The organism is Akkermansiaceae bacterium (genome assembly GCA_024233115.1).
In the GTDB taxonomy this organism is placed as follows: Bacteria; Verrucomicrobiota; Verrucomicrobiia; order Verrucomicrobiales; family Akkermansiaceae; genus Oceaniferula.
The window spans coordinates 241176-259411 of sequence record JACKQB010000001.1 but is presented as its reverse complement, the minus strand read 5'-3'; the positions used below and the strand labels follow the sequence as shown (position 1 = coordinate 259411).

The 18236-nt window shown below is 56.6% G+C and carries 13 protein-coding genes; 11 read left to right on the top strand and 2 right to left on the bottom strand.

What is annotated here, in order from left to right:
- The first annotated feature begins 35 nt into the window (after window positions 1-35).
- From H7A51_01120 to H7A51_01110, 3 genes are all read left to right on the top strand, one after another.
- Window positions 36-2060 carry a DUF1549 domain-containing protein gene (locus H7A51_01120; protein ID MCP5534817.1) on the top strand — a complete coding sequence of 675 codons (2025 nt, stop codon included), beginning with the start codon at window positions 36-38 and terminating at the stop codon, window positions 2058-2060.
- Window positions 2061-2105: 45 nt separating this feature from the next.
- Window positions 2106-3419, top strand: a complete 1314-nt coding sequence (locus H7A51_01115; GenBank protein ID MCP5534816.1) for a DUF1501 domain-containing protein — start codon at window positions 2106-2108, stop codon at window positions 3417-3419.
- 167 nt (window positions 3420-3586) lie between these two features.
- Entirely contained in the window at window positions 3587-7720 is a 4134-nt protein-coding gene (locus H7A51_01110; protein ID MCP5534815.1) for a lamin tail domain-containing protein, read from the top strand.
- Between the two features lie 69 nt (window positions 7721-7789).
- On the opposite strand, the gene alaS is transcribed toward H7A51_01110, so the two are convergent.
- Window positions 7790-10603 carry an alanine--tRNA ligase gene (gene alaS / locus H7A51_01105; protein MCP5534814.1) on the bottom strand — a complete coding sequence of 938 codons (2814 nt, stop codon included), beginning with the start codon at window positions 10601-10603 and terminating at the stop codon, window positions 7790-7792.
- Window positions 10604-10705: 102 nt separating this feature from the next.
- On the bottom strand, window positions 10706-11635 hold the full coding sequence (locus H7A51_01100; protein ID MCP5534813.1) for a glycosyltransferase: 930 nt from the start codon (window positions 11633-11635) through the stop codon (window positions 10706-10708).
- 135 nt (window positions 11636-11770) lie between these two features.
- Between H7A51_01100 and H7A51_01095 the strand changes: the two genes are divergently transcribed.
- The 8 genes from H7A51_01095 (at window position 11771) to H7A51_01060 (ending at window position 18198) form a co-directional block, all read left to right on the top strand.
- A complete protein-coding gene (locus H7A51_01095; GenBank protein MCP5534812.1) occupies window positions 11771-13099 on the top strand; it encodes a hypothetical protein in 1329 nt (442 codons plus the stop codon).
- Between the two features lie 162 nt (window positions 13100-13261).
- On the top strand, window positions 13262-13618 hold the full coding sequence (locus H7A51_01090; GenBank protein ID MCP5534811.1) for a helix-turn-helix transcriptional regulator: 357 nt from the start codon (window positions 13262-13264) through the stop codon (window positions 13616-13618).
- On the top strand, window positions 13615-14877 hold the full coding sequence (locus tag H7A51_01085) for an NAD(P)/FAD-dependent oxidoreductase (protein MCP5534810.1): 1263 nt from the start codon (window positions 13615-13617) through the stop codon (window positions 14875-14877). The genes H7A51_01090 and H7A51_01085 overlap by 4 nt, the downstream gene beginning before the upstream one ends.
- Before the next feature lie 56 nt (window positions 14878-14933).
- A complete protein-coding gene (locus H7A51_01080; protein ID MCP5534809.1) occupies window positions 14934-15248 on the top strand; it encodes a TusE/DsrC/DsvC family sulfur relay protein in 315 nt (104 codons plus the stop codon).
- Window positions 15249-15260: 12 nt separating this feature from the next.
- On the top strand, window positions 15261-15755 hold the full coding sequence (locus tag H7A51_01075) for a DsrE/DsrF/DrsH-like family protein (protein ID MCP5534808.1): 495 nt from the start codon (window positions 15261-15263) through the stop codon (window positions 15753-15755).
- 32 nt (window positions 15756-15787) lie between these two features.
- Complete coding sequence (locus H7A51_01070; protein MCP5534807.1) at window positions 15788-16996, top strand: outer membrane protein transport protein; 1209 nt, start codon at window positions 15788-15790, stop codon at window positions 16994-16996.
- A gap of 98 nt (window positions 16997-17094) precedes the next feature.
- Window positions 17095-17577 carry a redoxin domain-containing protein gene (locus H7A51_01065; GenBank protein MCP5534806.1) on the top strand — a complete coding sequence of 161 codons (483 nt, stop codon included), beginning with the start codon at window positions 17095-17097 and terminating at the stop codon, window positions 17575-17577.
- Between the two features lie 12 nt (window positions 17578-17589).
- On the top strand, window positions 17590-18198 hold the full coding sequence (locus H7A51_01060; GenBank protein MCP5534805.1) for a peroxiredoxin: 609 nt from the start codon (window positions 17590-17592) through the stop codon (window positions 18196-18198).
- Window positions 18199-18236: the final 38 nt, after the last annotated feature.

The following is an 18236-nucleotide window of genomic DNA, read 5'->3' as shown; positions in this document are numbered from 1 at the left end:
TTGAGTTACATCCTTGGTCCTCGATCTCTTTAGCCATGAAAACCCTCATCACATCCATCGGCCTGTCCTGCCTTTTCCCGGCAGCTACCCTGCTTGCAAAACCATTCAGCCAAGAAACGGTCCGCAGCACCAGTAACCAGATCGACCAGTTGCTGGCCGCCCATTTACAGGAAAAACAGGTGAAGGCCAACCCGGTGATCGACGATGCCACTTTCGCCCGCCGCGCCTACATCAGTATCTCAGGACGCATCCCGACCGCAGAGGAAGCCCGCTCCTTCATCACCGACCCCGCCAAGGACAAACGACGCACCCTGGTTGATACCCTGGTACAATCCAATGGCTATCAAAGCCGTATGTTCAACTTCTGGGGCGATCTACTCCGCCTCCAGACCGGACTCGATAAACATGGCCTCGGCTGGCATGTCTGGATCCGTGATGCCGTGGAGCAAAACATGCCCTACGATAAGTTTGTCAACGCCATGCTCTCCTCCAGCGGTATGGCAACCGAGAACCCGGCGGTAGGGTATTACCTTCGCGACCGCAATATGCTGCTCGATAACGTCAGCAACACCGTGCAGGTCTTTCTCGGCACCCAGATCGGCTGCGCCCAGTGCCACGACCACCCGTTCGACGACTGGACCCAGAAGCAGTACTACGAACTCGCCGCCTTTACCGGAGGCACCCAGTATAAAAGTGACTCGGCTGACCACTTGTTACGCCGGCTCGTCCTCTACACCATGGACAAGGAAGGCGTGCCCAGGATGCAACCGGGAAAAAATGCCCGCAAAGGCAATCAGAAGCGCATGGGTGTGGCGAAAAAATACTACCGCGACTATGCGTCCATGTTTAAGGATTTCAGAAGAATATCCATCAGCGACAACAGCGGCAAACCACTCCGCCTGCCTCAGGATTATCAATACAACGACGGCAAACCGGGTGACATCCTGACTCCGAAAACCCTCTTCGGCGAGTCGATCTCCACAGATGTGCCACCTGATGAACGCCGCAAGGCCTTTGCCGACTGGGTGACCTCTCCCGCCAATCCCTATTTCACCAAAGTCATCGTCAACCGCCTGTGGGCCGAGGTGTTTGGCCGGGGTATCGTCGACCCCCTCGACGACTGGTCGGAGACCACCCGGGTTTCCCATCCTGAGCTTCTCGACTACCTCTGCAAGGTGATGAAAGCCACCGACTACGATGTCCGGCAGTTCATGCGTGTCCTCTACCACACCCGCCTGTTTGAAAGTGCCGTGGCCACCGATGAGGCTGAAATGGGTGGGCAGTATGACTTCCGTGGACCGGTCCTGCGCCGTATGTCAGCCGAGGAAATCCACGATTCCTTCCTCGTCCTGGAGTTTGGCGACCGTGACGACTCCACCAACAACATCCTCAAATACCGGTGGGACACCTACGTCAAGAGTGTCGAAGGGCTCTTCAAGATGCCCATCCCGCAGTTGGTGGCGCTGAATAAGGAATCGGATGCCGCTGAGAAAGAACGATATGCCATTATGGCCGAAGCCCGGAAATTCAAGATGGCTGCGGACAAGGCAAGAAACGAAGGCGATACGGAAAAAGCCAACAAGCTCAACAGGCAAGCAGGTGAGGTTTTCAAAAAGGCCAAAAAGCTACAGCGTGAAGCAAAAAACCCGATGGTCATGATGATGATGGAACGCCAGCTCCGCACCAGGTCAAGACCCTTCATGAGGGCCTCCGAACAAGCCGCGCCATCAAAACCCGGCAGCTTTATGCAACAGTTCGGAGCATCCGACCGGATGACGCCGGACGCCTCTGACTACGGCGCTTCCATCCCCCAGGCTCTCACGCTGTTGAACGGTCGTGAAGTGGTGCAACTCACCGATGGCAGGGGGGTGCTAGCCAACGCCCTCCGCAAAGCCGACTCCCCGTCCGAGCGGCTCGATGTCCTTTTCCTCTCTGTCTACGGCTGTATGCCCACTGACGCTGAACGCCGGCAATACCAACCCATGATCAGCAATGCCACCCAGCTGACCACACTGGCCAGGGCCATGATGAACTCGAAACGATTCCTCTTCATCCAGTAGCCCCCCGATTTCCTGATCACCAATAACGAATAACCCCTTTCCCCCATGAACACCAACAGACTGAACGAAACCTCACGCCGTGGCTTCCTCGCCACTACCGCCAAGTCCTGCTTCGGACTCACCATCGGTGGTGCCGCAGCCCGGTTTTTCAACCAGAAAGCCTACGCCACCGATCCCGCCGTGCTCGCCTCCGGGGGAGGCAAGGCCAGGAGTGTGATCTACCTCTTTATGTCCGGCGGTATGACCCATCTCGACACCTTCGACCCCAAGCCTGAGGCTGGCAGCGATATCAAAGGGGACTGCACGGCTATCCGCACCAATGTGGATGGTATCCAGCTTGGCCATTGCCTGCCCAAACTCGCCAAACAGATGGACAAGGTCGCCCTGATCCGCTCCATGACCACCACCCAGGGCGCCCACGCCCAGGGAAAATACTACATGAGGACGGGATATGCCCAACGCTCGAGCATCGTCCACCCATCACCCGGTGCCTGGGTAAACCGACTCTCTGAAAAACAGTCGGGTGACCTGCCCGGGTTTATCACCGTCAACTGCGGCAGCGGCCACCCGGGTGCCGGATTTATGGAAGCCGAGTACGCCCCGCTCCCGCTGGGTGATGCCATGTCGGGTTTGCAAAACAGCACACGCAAGGGCATCAGCGAAGGTGGCTTCGACCAGCAACTTGCACTCCGCAAACAACTCGATGCCGAATTCGACAGCCGCTACATCAAAGGGCAGAAAAACGTCCGCGACTACAATGAGGCCTTCGACGCCGCCGTGCGCTTGATGAAAAGCAAGGACCTGGAAGCTTTCGACCTGAGCAAGGAAGACAAGGAGATGCATCGACTTTATGGCAACGACCGTTTCTCCAAGGGACTTCTGTTAGCACGGCGCCTGGTCGAGCGCGGTGTCAAATTCATCGAGGTGGAATACGGTGGTTTCGATTGGCACGCTGATAACTTCGGCTCCATGGAGGAAAAAATTCCGGTGCTCGACCAGGCCCTTTCCGCCCTCCTCGCCGACCTAGAACTGAAAGGCCTGCTCGACAGCACCCTTGTTGTGTTGGGAACCGAGTTCGGTCGTTCCCCCAAGGTCAATGACAACGCCGGTCGGAACCACTACCCAAAGGCATTCTCCTGCATGATGGCGGGCGGCGGTATCAAGGGTGGCCAGGCCTACGGTGCCACCGATGCCACGGGGTCCGCTGTGACCCACGACAAAGTCATCGCCCCCGACTTCAACGCCACCATCGCCCACGCCCTCGGACTACCACACGACAAAGTCATCTACTCAGCCTCCAAACGCCCCTTCCGCATGAGCGCACGGGAAGGCAAACCACTGACCAAACTCTTCACCTAGGGAGGGGCGACACTCCTGTCGCCCGGCAACCCAGGCACAACCCATGCAAAGACGTGGACAGGAGTGTCCACACTCCCTACCAGGCATTTTGGCAGCGTCCCGCCTGCCAAAATGCTTGCCTGTTTTTTAACTCTACATTCTCCTTCCGCTTTATAAGCTGACTCGGCATGTCCTTGGTTTCCAATCGCTACGCCCAATGGTGCCACATCATTCTGGCCATCACGATAGCCCCGTTGACGGCCGGGGTTGTCATCAACGAAATCCACTACGACCCGGAACCCAATACGGAACCTGTCGAGTTCATCGAACTCCACAATACCGGCACCAGTGCGGTCGATATCAGCGGCTGGCAGTTTACCGAAGGGGTCGCCTACACTTTTCCTGCCGCTACATCCATCCCTGCGGGCGGATACCTCGTCATCAGCGAAGACCCCGCCGCGCTTCAAGCCAAGTTCGGCAGCACAGCCCTCGGACCGTGGACAGGAAAACTGAGCAACGATGGCGAGGACATCATCCTCAAAGACCATCTGGGTACGCTGGTAGACAAGGTCGGCTATGGTGTCGGTTTTCCATGGCCGCTCGGTGCCAGGGGAACAGGCTCGTCCATGGAGCTGATCCACCCGTCGCTGGACAACGACCTCGGTGGCAGCTGGCGAGCCGCCGGGGAGGCGGCCGTCTGCCCGGGAAGCGGCTCGGTCACCACCCTCATCCCCGAGGAATCCGTGAACTGGAAATACCACAAGGGCACCTCGTCCCCCGCAGCCGATACCAACGGCAAAACCTGGTGGCAGCACGCCGACTACATCGAAAACGCCAACTGGCTGACAGGAACGGCATCGCTCGGATACGGGGAAAGCTTCATCGATCCGGAGATCAACGACATGCGGGGCAACTACTCCACTTTGTTCCTGCGCAAAACCTTTACCGTCACAGACGCACCGTCGATCGCCTCCCTGACGCTCAAGGCCCGCTTTGACGATGGTGTCAAAGTCTGGATTAACGGGACTCCTGTGTTCAACCAACTCGCGCCGGGCAGTCCCGCCACGCCTTCGGCCGAAACTTCCCTGGCGTCTGGAAACCGGAACGAATCAAACGCCCACATCTACACAAGCCATACATTACCGGATCCAAGTAGCTACCTCGTCACGGGCACCAATGTCATCGCCGTCCAGGTGTTTAACGTCACCCTCACCAGCAGCGATTGCCATTTCGACTGCAAGCTGGAGGAAGACACCACCGGAAGCGGTGGCGGCGGCTCATCCACCCCCTCACCGGCAGCCCGGAACCACTCCTACTCGACGATCGCGGCACCGCAAACCCGGCAGGTCGGCCACAGCCCCGAAACCCCCGCCGCCGGACAAGCCGTCACCGTCACTGCCAAGGTTACCGATCCGGACGGCGTGCAGTCCGTGGTTCTCAAGTACCAGACGGTGGACCCCGGCAGCTACATCCGCAGGGCCGACAGCAGCTACGAGGACACCTCCAACTGGACCATCCTCACCATGGTTGATGACGGCACCAGTGGGGACGCCGTTGCCAATGATGACATCTACAGCGTCACGGTTCCGGGAAGCGTGCAGAGCCACCGCCGGTTGATCCGTTACCGCATCACCGTCACCGACACGGACAATAACTGCATGCAGTTGCCGTACAGCGATGACACCCAGCCCAACTTCGCCTATTTCTGTTATAACGGCGTGCCGGACTGGACGGGAAAAATCAACTCATCATCCCCCTCCGTCACCTACACCGGCGCGGAACTAACAAGGCTGCCGGTTTACCAACTCATCGCCAGAAACCCCGACGTGGAAAACAGCCAGTGGAACGGCAGCTACAATGAACAGTATTTCGAAGGCACCCTGGTTTATGATGGCAAGGTCTACGACCACATCAAGTTCCGCAACAAGGGATCGGCTTCAACCTACCGCATGGGGCACAACAAGTGGAAACTCAACTTCGGCCGGGGACACCGCTTCCAGGCAAGAAACTACTACGGCAAGAAATTCGACACCGTCTGGGACAAGTTCAGTATCCAGACCGGGGAGTCGCCGTGGTGGCGAAACGACGCCTACCCGATGAGCGGTATGCTCTTTCAGGAAAGCCTGATGAACCGGCTCAACAACCTCGCCGGTGTCCCTGCTCCCGAGATGATCCATTTTCACTTCCGGGTCATCGATGATGCCGATGAAAGCAAGACCGGCGATCAATACAACAGCGACTTCTGGGGTATCTACACAGCCCAACAACACCCCGACGGCAGCTTTTTCGATGAAAACAACCTGCCGGACAGCAACCTGTTCAAACTCAACAACAGCGATGCCTCATCCGCCTCCAGATGGAACCTGAGCGGCACCCAGCCAGACGACGCGTCCGACCTGTCCGCGTTTATCAGCGGCTACACCAACACCAATGACCCCGCATGGTGGGCCGCCAACCTGGAACGGCACGCCTACTACACCTGGAACACACTCAATCTCGCCCTCAACAACTCCGATCTGCGGGCGGAGCAAAACGTCATTTACTGGCACAATGCGGAGACCGACCGCTGGCACCCCTGCGTCTGGGATGTCGATCTGCTCTTCGAGGACCGGCAACACCACAACCGCGATCCCTACGGCTTCCCCTGGGAAAGGCTGCACCGCATGCTGAATCACACCCAATACAATATCGAATACCAAAACCGGGTCAGGGAACTCCAGGACCTTCTTTTCTGGAATGGACAATACGACCGCAGCATCGATGAAATCGTAACCATCCTCACAGGATCGGCAAGTGGCGTGACGGCAAACACCCTGGTCGATGCCAACCAGGCGCAGTGGGATAACCACTCCCGCAAAGTACACAAGGGGGTGTGGTATCGTGTTGAAAACACCACCTACTGGTCCGGCTTCCCCGCCATGGTGGACTACATGAAGGCCTTTGCCAAACCAGGCGGCTTCGGCGGAAATCAATTAGAGAGCAAGTCCCAGGCCGACGCCGACACCAACATTCCCGACAAACCGACCATTACATTTACCGGCACCGCAGGCTATCCCACCGACGGCATCCGCCTGCAAACCTCTGCCTTCAGCGACTCCTCCGGTGGTGTTTCCGCCATCCAATGGCGGGTGGGGGAAATCTACGATCCCAACGTCAGTAACTACACGACTGGTGAACCGTGGAAATACGAAATCAATGCCGTCTGGGAAAGTGGCGAGATCGTCTGGAACGGCGCAGTGACCAGCATGGATGTTCCTGTGGTCAAGCTAAAGGTCGGTCACACCTACCGTGCCCGTGTTAGACACAAGGATGTCACCGGACGCTGGAGCCGATGGTCAGAGCCCCTTGAGTTTCTAACCACCGCACCAGATATCACTGTTTATCGTAACGCACTGGTCGTTTCTGAAGTGCATTACCACCCGCTGCCCCCCTCCACCTCCCATGAACTTGGCGCGTCTCTCGATGGTGAGGATTTTGAATTTATCGAGCTGATGAATGTCGGCACGACCACTCTCGACCTGAATGGTGTCCGTATCGCCGATGCCATTGGTTTTGATTTCACCGGCTCCGCCGTTACCACGCTCGCACCCGGGGCGACGGTTCTGGTGGTCAAGGACATCAACGCGTTCGAGGCACGCTACGGAGCCAACCGTCCCATCGCCGGTGAATACTCCGGCAAACTCTCCAACGGCGGCGAGCTTGTCCAGATTGCCTACGGCGATGGCAACGCCGCCGCAAACCTGATCAGGCAGTTCACCTACGAGGATACCACGCCATGGCCGACCGATCCCGACGGCAGCGGCCCGAGCATGGTGCTGGTCGATCCCTGGAGTGTTCCCAACCACAATACCGGCTCCAACTGGCGCGCCAGCTACGTCACCGGCGGCCAGCCGGGCGAGGTCGACCACTGGAGCTACGACGGCTGGCTCGTTGCGTTCGGCATCCCGGGCGCCGCAGCGGACGACGACCCCGATTACGACGCCCTTGGCCTCTTGATCGAGTATTTTCTCGGCACCGATCCCCACGTTCCCTCGCGCGACCAGGCACCCACCTCCGGCATCCAGACCATCAACCCGGGCAGCGGTGACGCCGACTTCCTCGTCATCACCTTCCAGCGCGATCTGTATGTGGACGACGTCAGTTTCCTGGTCCAGGAATCCATTGACCTGGCAGGATGGAACACATCGGGCACGCCGGTTCTCATCGACGCCATCGACCAGGGCGACGGCACGGAAATCCGCCGCTACCGCAGTAGCCAGCCCATCGCAAATTACCCAGACGGCAATCTGTTCATGCGCGTGAAGGTGACGGTGTCACCTTGAAACGGAGGGTGGACACTCTTGTCCACAATGTATTCAAAGGTGGACTAGAGTGTCCACCCTCCCTATTCCCTAAAGCTTCGCCGCAGCCGCTTGTTTCAGTGCCTCCGCCTTGTCACGCTCGGGCGCGGCGCCTCGGGCCATGTCGGGTTTGCCGCCGCCTTTGCCACCGGCGACCGGGCCGAGCTGCTGGATGAGTTTACCGGCCATGAGTCCGTTGGATTGGGCGGCATCGCCGCAGTAGGCGCCGAGGTGGAGTCGGTCGCCGTCGTCAACAATCAGGAAGGCGGCGCCGGCGAACTGCTTTTTCTTCAGTCCGTTGAGCAGCTCCTGCAGCAAGTTGGCACTGCCTTGGAAAATCTCGGCGATATTGCCGCCGGTTTCCAACAACGACTCCAGCGCCTCGTCCGCCATCCTGGCAGCGGCGCCGGCCTGGGCTTTCTTGAGTTTTTTCTCGGCGTTGACCCCTGCCTGGCGCAGCGCCTCGATATGCTCGCGGAAGTGCTTGAAGGTGGTGTTGATCTGCTCGAAGTCACCGCCCTCCATCAGCAGTGCCCCCATGATGTGGGGGAACTGTTTCATCTTCACCGGCTCCTTGCCGATGGCTGCCAGCTCGGCATTGGCGGCGTCGAGTTTGGCGCGCAGCTCCTTGCCCTCGGCATCGGATTTCTCCACCTCCTCACGCAGCCAGTTCCAGGCGGCGTCACCGCAGACGGCCTCGATCCGGCGGATACCCGAGGCGATGGCACCCTCGGACTTGATTTTGAAAATACCGAGGTCGCCGGTGTTTCTAACATGGGTGCCACCGCAAAGCTCCATCGAGTAGCCGTTGAGCGCCTGCTCATCTCCACCGATCTGCACCACCCGGACCAGGTCGCCGTATTTGTCGCCGAAAAATTGCTGCACGTCCTTGCGCCCCTTGACGTCCTCGTGCGGCACCTCGATCCACGAGACCGGGTCCTTCGCCTTGATGCAGGCGTTGACGCGCTGTTCGATGGCCTCGAGTTTCTCAGCCGGAACCGCACCCGAGTTGAAGTCGAAACGGAGGCGGAGACGACTGACCATCGACCCCTGCTGCGCGGCATCCCGGGAGACTTCCTCGTGCAACGCCCAGTGCAACAGGTGGGTGGCGGTGTGGTGCGCCTCGATCGGGCGTCGACGCGCGGGGTCGATCGCCAGCGTGACGGTGTCGCCCACGATGATGTTGGCGGAAATGTCCACGGCGTGGGCGCGGGCATTGCCGAGCTGCTGCACGGAGGCCACCCCATACGTCTCGCCCTCGTGGGTGAGCGTTCCCTGGTCACCCATCTGGCCACCCATCTCGACGTAGAACGGGGTTTTGTCGGTGATGACTAACAGGTGGTCGGACTGCTGGTGGATCTCGGTCACCTTCGCTTCCGTCACATCCGATTCAAAGCCAGTGAACGCGGTCTCCTGATCGGTGGAAATGTCCGCGGCGCGGACCAGCTCGCGGGTGCGGGCGGCACGGCCTTTTTCACGCTGTTCCTCCATCAGCTGCTCGAATTTCTCCATATCCACCTTCAACCCGCGCTCCTCGCAGAGCAGTTGGGTGAGGTCGATGGGGAAGCCGAAGGTGTCGTAAAGCTGGAAGGCGAATGCGCCGTCGAGCCTGCCCTCGCTGCTGGCGACCTTCTCCTCGAACATCGCAAGCCCGCGGTCGAGGGTCTCATTGAAACTGGTTTCCTCACGCTGGAGGTTTTCCTTGATGGCGTCGGCGCGCTCGGCGAGCTCGGGGAAGACGCCGGACATCTGCCCGACCAGAGTATCGACGAGGTCCGCCATGAACGGCTTGTCACCGCTGAAACCAAGCGTGCGTCCATACCTGACAGCACGACGAAGGATGCGGCGCAACACGTAGTTGCGGCCACCATTTCCTAACAAAATCCCGTCAGCCAGTGAAAACGACAGCGTACGGATGTGGTCGGCAATCACCCGGAAGGCGACGGCCTCCTTGAGCTCGGCGGATAGCGTTGACTTGTCGGCCTCGACGGATTTAGGGTAGATGTCGTTGTATTTCCTGCCGCTGAGTTCCTCCAGTTTGCGGAAGATCGGCTGGAACACATCGGTGGCGTAGTTGGTCGGCTTTTTGGAAAAATCCTTGAAGCCGTTGGTGCCTTGATAGATCGACACAGCACGCTCGAAGCCCATGCCGGTGTCCACGTGCTTGGCGGGCAGGTCGCGGAACGACCCGTCGGCCTCGGCGTTGTACTGGATGAAAACGAGGTTCCAGATCTCGATACAGAGGTCGGAGTCCATGTTGACGAGTTTGCCACCGCTGTCGCCGTTGGGTGTTAGATCGACATGGAGTTCGGAGCACGGACCGCAGGGGCCGGTCTCACCCATCATCCAGAAGTTGTCCTTGACGTTGCCGTTGACGATCTGCCGCTTCGGATCGAGTCCCTGTTTCTCAAACAACGCAGCCCAGATGTCGTAGGCCTCCTGGTCGAAGTTTCCGGGATCACCCTCACCCGGCATGTAAACCGTGGCGTAAAGCCGGTCGGCGGGAAAGCCCCAGCGTTCCACAACGAGTTCCCAGGCCCACTCGATGGCCTCCTTTTTGAAATAGTCACCAAACGACCAGTTGCCGAGCATCTCGAACATGGTGTGGTGGTAGGTGTCGTAGCCGACGTCCTCGAGGTCGTTGTGTTTACCGCCGGCGCGGATGCATTTCTGGGTATCGGCGGCACGCGGTGGGGAGTAGGGTGCCTTTTCGGTGCCGAGGAAATAGGGCACAAACTGGTTCATGCCCGCGTTGGTGAACAGCAGTCCGGGGCTCTGCGGCATCAGCGAGGCCGAGGGCACGATGCTGTGTTGCTTTTCCTTGAAGAAATCGAGGAAGCTTTGGCGGATTTCAGAGGCGGTCATAGGTTCGGTAGGCAGTTAAATGTAGGCAGTGGTCGGTAGTGAACCGCTGCGCGGATTGCGCTGATAGGCAAAGATCGCCTGTAAGTAAAGCACAGAGGCTTATCAGGATAGCTGGGTGTGGACAAGATCGGTCCAGGCCTTGGTTTCGGTGGAATAGGCGAAGAGAGGTGCCCGGGCAGAGACTTGTGCCTTGAGCACGCTGTAAAACCCCCGGTCCGTAGCGCTCTTTTCCACGATTTCAACAAGCGATTGAAGATCCCCGGACGGAAACAAACCCGCGTAATCCTGACCAAGCATGCCTATGTTTCCGGAAATAGCACTGGCTACAACTGGTAAGCCCATGCTGATCGCTTCACAGATGGCATTGGCTCCACCTTCCTGGGTTGAGGTGTTCAGCAATATCCGGGCCTTCGACATCGCGACGAGTATTTCCTCGTGAGGTACAATGCCATGTATGGTCATACGACCAGATCCAGGCTCGGAAAATTCTCCGTAAACATGGATTCTCTGAGAGGCAGGCAGCAGGCGTGAGGCGCGCACTGCCAGGCCGGGGTTTTTTTCCATCCGGAAATTACCGGCCATCACGATATCAAACCCTTCTCCGTCAGGCAGGTGGGTAAGGCCCGGGGGCAATGTAACACTTGGATGGATAACGCTGCACTTATCTTGAAAAAAGGAGGGCACCACCGCATAGGAAGCATCGTGTAATACCACAAGGCGGTCGGCTGCTTCCATGCTTTGCCAACAGGAAGAACACCTCTCACCCGCATCGGGATGGTTGATATCTGTCCCTGTAAGGAGGAGGATGATTCTTCGGTCGGGATGTTTGGCTTTGAAAACAGCGACGGCCTCCGCGCTACGCCGAGCATTCAGTGCAATCAGACAGCGTGCGTCCGCAGCGTGATATGCCTCCGTTTCCATCGTAACGCTGAGTCCATTCTCCAAAAGGATACGCTCCAGCCGATCCGCTGTCACCGAGTTCCCCTGGCCGGATGTCCTGGGAAAAGGAGAGTGGATAAGAACGTCTGTCATCAACAATGCTAGGTAGTTGCAGGCTTAGGTTATGACCAGGTCCTGTCTCGGCCAGTTCTAAATACCTGAATTTTCATCATTGACGCCACCCGGCACAGGATTCATACTAACGTTTGAATCATTATCCTACCCATTATGAAAACACAACACACACACACAGTTATCTGCACATTGGCAGCAAGCCTATCCTTTGTAACAGCCCTTCAGGCAGGTGAAGGAGCTGACGAACCAACCCCAAGCGGCCTGTTCCCCTCTGATTTCGGCACACCGGGCTATATATCCCCGACTTACTATATCCCTGTTGCTGTCGAAAACTATCTCAACGAACCCTGGGATCTTCCTGGTACCAGTGCCCGGAGGTTTTCCGTGGGATTCAACCTTGGCTCCAGCGGCAATATTAATTTCGAGCCCTTTAATCCGACCAGTTCAACCTACTACCAGGGGTATGCAGGATTGCAGGGTCACTGGAAAAGCGGCCCCACCAGCATCGGCTACGAAGTCGGCGTCACTGGAACTCGCTACAGTGATGGCATCTACCGTGAGGGTCACGACAAAAGCATGTATGATGTCGCTGCCAGTTTGAGGGTTCGTCACGAACTGGATCAGGGATCGGTCATCTACAACAACACCAAAATCCACTGGGGTGGCCACGGCTCCCTGGAAGAAAATTTCATCTTTCCCGGTGTCCAGCAAAAGGATGCGCTGAATTGGCGCTCCTCGACCCAGCTCGCATGGCGTCCTGACGGTCAGCCTGAATTTTCCACCGGGTGGCAACAACGGACAACCTTGTATTGGGGTGGTTTCAACCAGGATAAGGACAACTGGAATGATTCCTACCGCATCAACCTTGGCCACCAGGCAGAGTACATCACGAGCCCCGGCCACGCATGGTTTGGCTCGGCTGAATACGGTATACGTGATTTTACCGAAATGGGGGATTATAACTCGGATTCCATCCGCATCGGCGTAGGCCGGTTTGGCAGGCTCCCATGTGGAGCCCACTATCGAATTTCCGGGGGACTGCATCGCCTCGAATACGAAAACAGCTACTACGATACCCGTGATGAATTCTACTTCCATGGATCCATCTACGGAAATCTGGCCAACGTCTTCTATCGCATTTTCATCGACCACGGCATCCACCACGATCTGGTCAACTGGGGCGGCGGCAACTTTGTCGACCCCGTTGGCACCAAGGCCGGAATCGCCCTCGCCTATCAGGCCACCGATAAAATCCGGCTCGGCGCCAACTTCACAGGTCAACACCTCCAAGCCGACTCCACCAGAATGGCCACTGGTGAACTGGGTTTTTACACCGCAGGTTTCGGAGTTTCCTACCAGCAAAACGAAAACACCGAATACTCGCTCAACGCTGGTGTCCACCGCGCCAGCTACAGTAATCCCGGCATTGGCAGCTCGGACATATTCACCACGTTCAATATTGGCATGAAAGTCTCGTTCTAACCTATTCAAGCACCAGCGTTAACATACCAATCAGAGACGGCCTTCGGGTCGTCTTTTTTTTTGGCTACCCGCCCGCAGGATAAGAGAATATGCGCAGTCATAAAGTGAAAACGCAGAGACAGTTCAACGATTATTAATATGATGTATTTAACGATTAACGGAATGAACAAAGAACAGTTATACGACATCAAGGAGCAGTTTGATAACAACCGGGTGGTGTGTGAAAAAGTGGTGGGGTTGTTTCACCTGTTATCGAACAAACCTCGATTCCGGATTGCCTGTATGCTGATGCACGGCGAGGCCTGCGTGCAGGACATTGCCTTTGTGATTTCCGGGGGGAAAATGTCTAACATCTCCCAACAACTCAAGATGCTCCGACTCAGTGGCGTCGTTCAGAAACGCCGGGAGGGCAAACAAATCCTTTATTCCATCGCCGACCCCAAAGTCGCGCACCTGATCAAATTTCTCCGTGCAGAGTTTTTAGAAGCTGAATGCGCATCAACCATACCAGAACCATGAAAAACATCGTAATTCTCGGTGCCGGCACTGCTGGCACCATGATGGCAAACCATCTGCGGAAACGCGTAGATCGGAACGAGTGGGCGATCACCATCGTCGACAAAGAGGAGGATCACTATTACCAACCGGGTTTCCTCTTTTTACCCTTTGGGATTTATACGGAAAAGGACATCGTCAAACCCAAACGCAAGTTCGTCGGCAAGGGGGTCCATTACATCGAGGCCACCATCGACAAAGTGGACGCGGAAGCCAATCAGGTGCTTCTCAAAAACGGCGAAACCCTCCCCTACGATACCCTGATCGTCGCCACCGGAACTCATCCGGCTCCGGAGGAGACCGAGGGCATGACCGGCTCCGACTGGCGGGACAAGGTGCACGAATTCTACACCTTCGAGGGTTCCAAGGCTCTCAAAGGAGCATTGGACAAGTGGCAAGGCGGCCGGCTCGTCATCCACATCTGTGAGATGCCCATCAAATGCCCTGTCGCCCCGCTTGAGTTTGCCTTCCTGGCCGATTCTTGGCTAAGGGAAAAAGGCCTGCGTGACAAAACCGAGATCATTTACGTCACACCCCTGTCCGGCGCCTTCACCAAACCTGTCGCCACCAAAATCCTGAACCGTTTGTTAGAGGAAAAAAACATCAGGGTTGTCACCGACTTTGCCATTGGCAGTGTCGACAACGAAGCTCACCAAATCGTCTCCTGGGACGAACAGAAGGTTCCCTACGATTTGCTGGTCACCGTCCCCACCAACATGGGTGATCCCATGATCGAGCGCTCCGGACTCGGTGACGAACTCAATTTTGTTCCCGTTGATAAACACACCCTGCAGTGCAAGGCTCACAACAACATCTTTGTGATCGGTGACGCCACCGACGTCCCGACCTCCAAAGCCGGTTCCGTGGCCCACTTCGAAGCAGAGGTCCTCACTGAAAACATCGAGGCATTCATCGCCGGCAAACCTCTCGAAGCCCGATTCGACGGTCATGCCAACTGCTTTATCGAGTCAGGTAACGGCAAGGGCTTCCTGCTCGACTTCAACTATGAACTCGAACCCGTTCCTGGAAAGTTCCCCGTCCCCGGCATCGGCCCGATGTCACTGCTCGGTGAATCCCGACTCAACCACTTCGGTAAGATGGCCTTCAAGTGGGTCTACTGGAACGTGCTTCTACCCGGATACCCGATCCCCATGGTCGGTCACCAAATGACTCTCGCGGGCAAAAAAATCCCTGATGGGGTGGCCCGTCCCCAATCCGACTAACCAGTAAGCAAGAACAACCGAATCGAAACCAAATCCAAACCAAACCAAACAATACCATGCCTGATACAACCATCAATGGAACCACCATCAGCGTCGACGACGACGGCTTCATGACCGACCACTCCCAGTGGACCAAAGAAGTCGCCGCAGGTATCGCTGAAGCAGAGGGGATCACCCTCACCGACGACCACTGGAAAGTGCTCGACTATATCGCCACCGACTATGCGGAGAAAGGCACCGTCCCCGGAATGCGCCGGATGAACAAGGTGGGAGGAATCCCAACCAAGGAACTCTACGCCCTCTTCCCCGGTGGGCCGATCAAGAAAGCCGCCAAAATCGCCGGTTTTCCAAAACCCGCAAGCTGCGTTTAGAAAGGAACCCTTATGAACGAAGAACCCATTAAAAAAGTATCGATCATCATCTCGCGTGGATCTCTCGAAGGGATTTACCCCGGACTGATCATGGCGAACGGTGCCCGTATGGAGGGTATCGAAGCCGACATTTTCTTCACCTTTTTCGGCCTCTATGGAGTGCTGACGAAGTACATGAATGACATCAAAATCGCCACCGTCGGCAACCCCGCCATGCGCGTCCCGGATGCCAAGGGCTTCCCCCTTCCAACCTGGATGGGATCACTGCCCGGCATGTCCGCGTTTGCTACCCACATGATGAAAAAGGAAATGGAGAAAATCGATATCCCACCCGTTGGCGAGTTTATCGAAATGATCTCCGACGCCGGTGCCAACCTTTACGCCTGTAAAGCGACGGTCGATATGTTCCATCTCACCGAAGATGACTTCTGCCCTCAAATGAATGGCGTCCTCACAGTCGGCGACTTCTACGAAAAAGCAGCGGGCTCACAAATCATCTTCACCTAACAGACAACCATTCTCTCTTAACCCATACAACCATGAAAATAAAAACAACAGGACTCGTCCTGACCGCCCTGGGGCTGGGCTTTAGCTCCCATGTATCCGCCACCAATGGAGTCAACCTGATCGGTATTGGGCCGATCTCGCGTTCCCTTGGAGGCACTGGACTTGCAGCTCCGCAAGACGCCGTTAGCGCCGTGTTTTCCAACCCGGCCGCCATGTGCATCAGTGACGCCTGCGGTGCTCCGCAGTTCGATTTCTCCTTGACCACGTTCATGCCGCGTACCAGCGCGACCATGACGATGGGACCGAATACGTTCAAGGGTGACAGCGCAAGCGACCTCTACTTCATCCCGGCCCTGGGTATTTCCCTGCCGATCGGTGGCGAAGGCTCGCACTGGCGCGCTGGTTTTGCCCTCTACGGTATTTCCGGTCTGGGTGTGGACTACGAAAAAGAGCCCATCGGTAACGTTGTTCCTTTTAACTTCACCGAACTCCAGATCATGAAGGTCGCACCGTCGATTGCCTACTCAATCACACCGGATTTATCTGTCGGCCTATCTGCCCACATGAACTACGCCAGTTTGGAAATTGGCAGCCCGGCAACCATGTTTAACTACAAGCAGGATGATGCTGACCTCTCCTACGGTGTCCAGGTCGGCTCCACATGGAAAGCATCACAGTGCCTAACACTCGGTCTTTCCTACACGACAGCCCAGAAGAATACCTTCGAGGGTGTGATGCCCGGCTTTGACCAGTTTGGACGCCCCACAGGCGCGCTCGTGGACTTTGATCTCGAGTCTCCACAACAGGCCGGACTCGGCATTGCCTGGGTAGGTGCCGATGATCGCCTCACCCTGTCCTGTGACGTCAAATGGCTCAACTGGAGTGACGCCGCTGGTTACAGTGACTTTGGTTGGAAAGACCAATGGACCTTCGGCCTTGGCATGCAGTATGAACTGATCCAGGACAAGCTCTTCGTGCGAGCCGGATACAACTACGGCAAAAACCCACTCCGTAAAACCGGCAGCTTCAATGCCGATGTGATGAGTATTGTCGGCTTCCCAGCCATTGTCGAGCATCACGCTGGACTCGGAATCGGGTATCAAATCAACGACGACTTCGTTGTCAATGTCTCATGGGTCCACGCCTTTGAGAATACGATGGGATCATCCGTCCCTGGCGCCAGCGTCGAGTCTTCCCTTTCTGAAGACACCATCGACGTAGCATTCAGCTGGAGATTTTAGTCGGGTTGAAGGTTTGAGGAGTAGGCCCCGGTGCCTGCTTCTCAAACCTTGTTTTCTGACCTCTGGAAAAACAGACAATCGGTGTTATGATTGATGCCATGATGAAGACTCTTCTAGCACTCACCCTTTTTCCCTTGGCATGGTGTATCCCATCATGCTCACCATCGGGAACAACGACCACGACACCCGACGTTACATCCGGGGTGGATTATCGACAATCCAAAGCTGATGTCGTCGTGCTCAGTTTTTTTGACATGTATTGCCCGCAGTGCCAAAAAGATGCCAAGTATGTCAACCAGATCCATGCCGCCACCCGGCAGCGTGGCCTGGGTGCCAAAACCAGTTTTTTCGCCATCGGCTGGAACAACACCCCGTTGGAATCCGAGATGTATCGCAAACGATTCAATGTTCCATACCCCGTTATCGCTGACAAAGACCTCACCATTTCCCAGCGCTTTGGGAAAATCAAACCGCCCCTGCTCATTGTCCTCAAGAAACAAGGGGGCCAATGGAAGGAAGCCGCACGGTTCCATGGTGTCCGTGGAAAATCTGAAGATATCCTTCGTCGCATCCAACCCTAACCCATTCCGTTGATGACATCATATTCCCTTTTTCTCCTTGGTCCGGTAGCCGCCCTCGCCGTTTCATGTTCCACCAAGACCGAGGTCACTCCCCCCGCCTCCGCCAGCCTCCGTGCCAGCGTTTACCACCCCGGCACTCTCAAACCTGTCGATAGTTCGCTCAAGGTCAAGGTAGGCGACCAGGCACCTGGTTTCACCCTCCCCTCAGTTGCTGGCAATAAGGTTTCCCTTGCCCAGTTCCGTGGTAAAAAAAACGTCGTGCTCTCCTTTGTGCCGGCTGCTTTCACCCCGGTATGCTCCAAGCAATGGCCAGGCTACAATATCTCTCTCGACCTGTTTAAGAAATACGATACCGTGCTGCTTGGCATCACCGCCGATAATATCCCGACACTGCACGCGTGGACTACCCAGATGGGAGGACTCGATTTCCCGGCACTGTCGGACTTCTGGCCACACGGCAAAGTGGCTAGCCAATTCGGCATCCTGCGCAGTGATGGCACCACCGAACGCGCTCTGATCGTTATCGATAAACGGGGTATCATCCGTTACATCGACGTTCACGATATCAACAAACGCCCACCTCTCGAAGACCTGGCTGCGGCTTTAGCCAAACTAAAATAGACGGTGTAAAATACTTTTCTGATCTGCGGGTGGGGTTA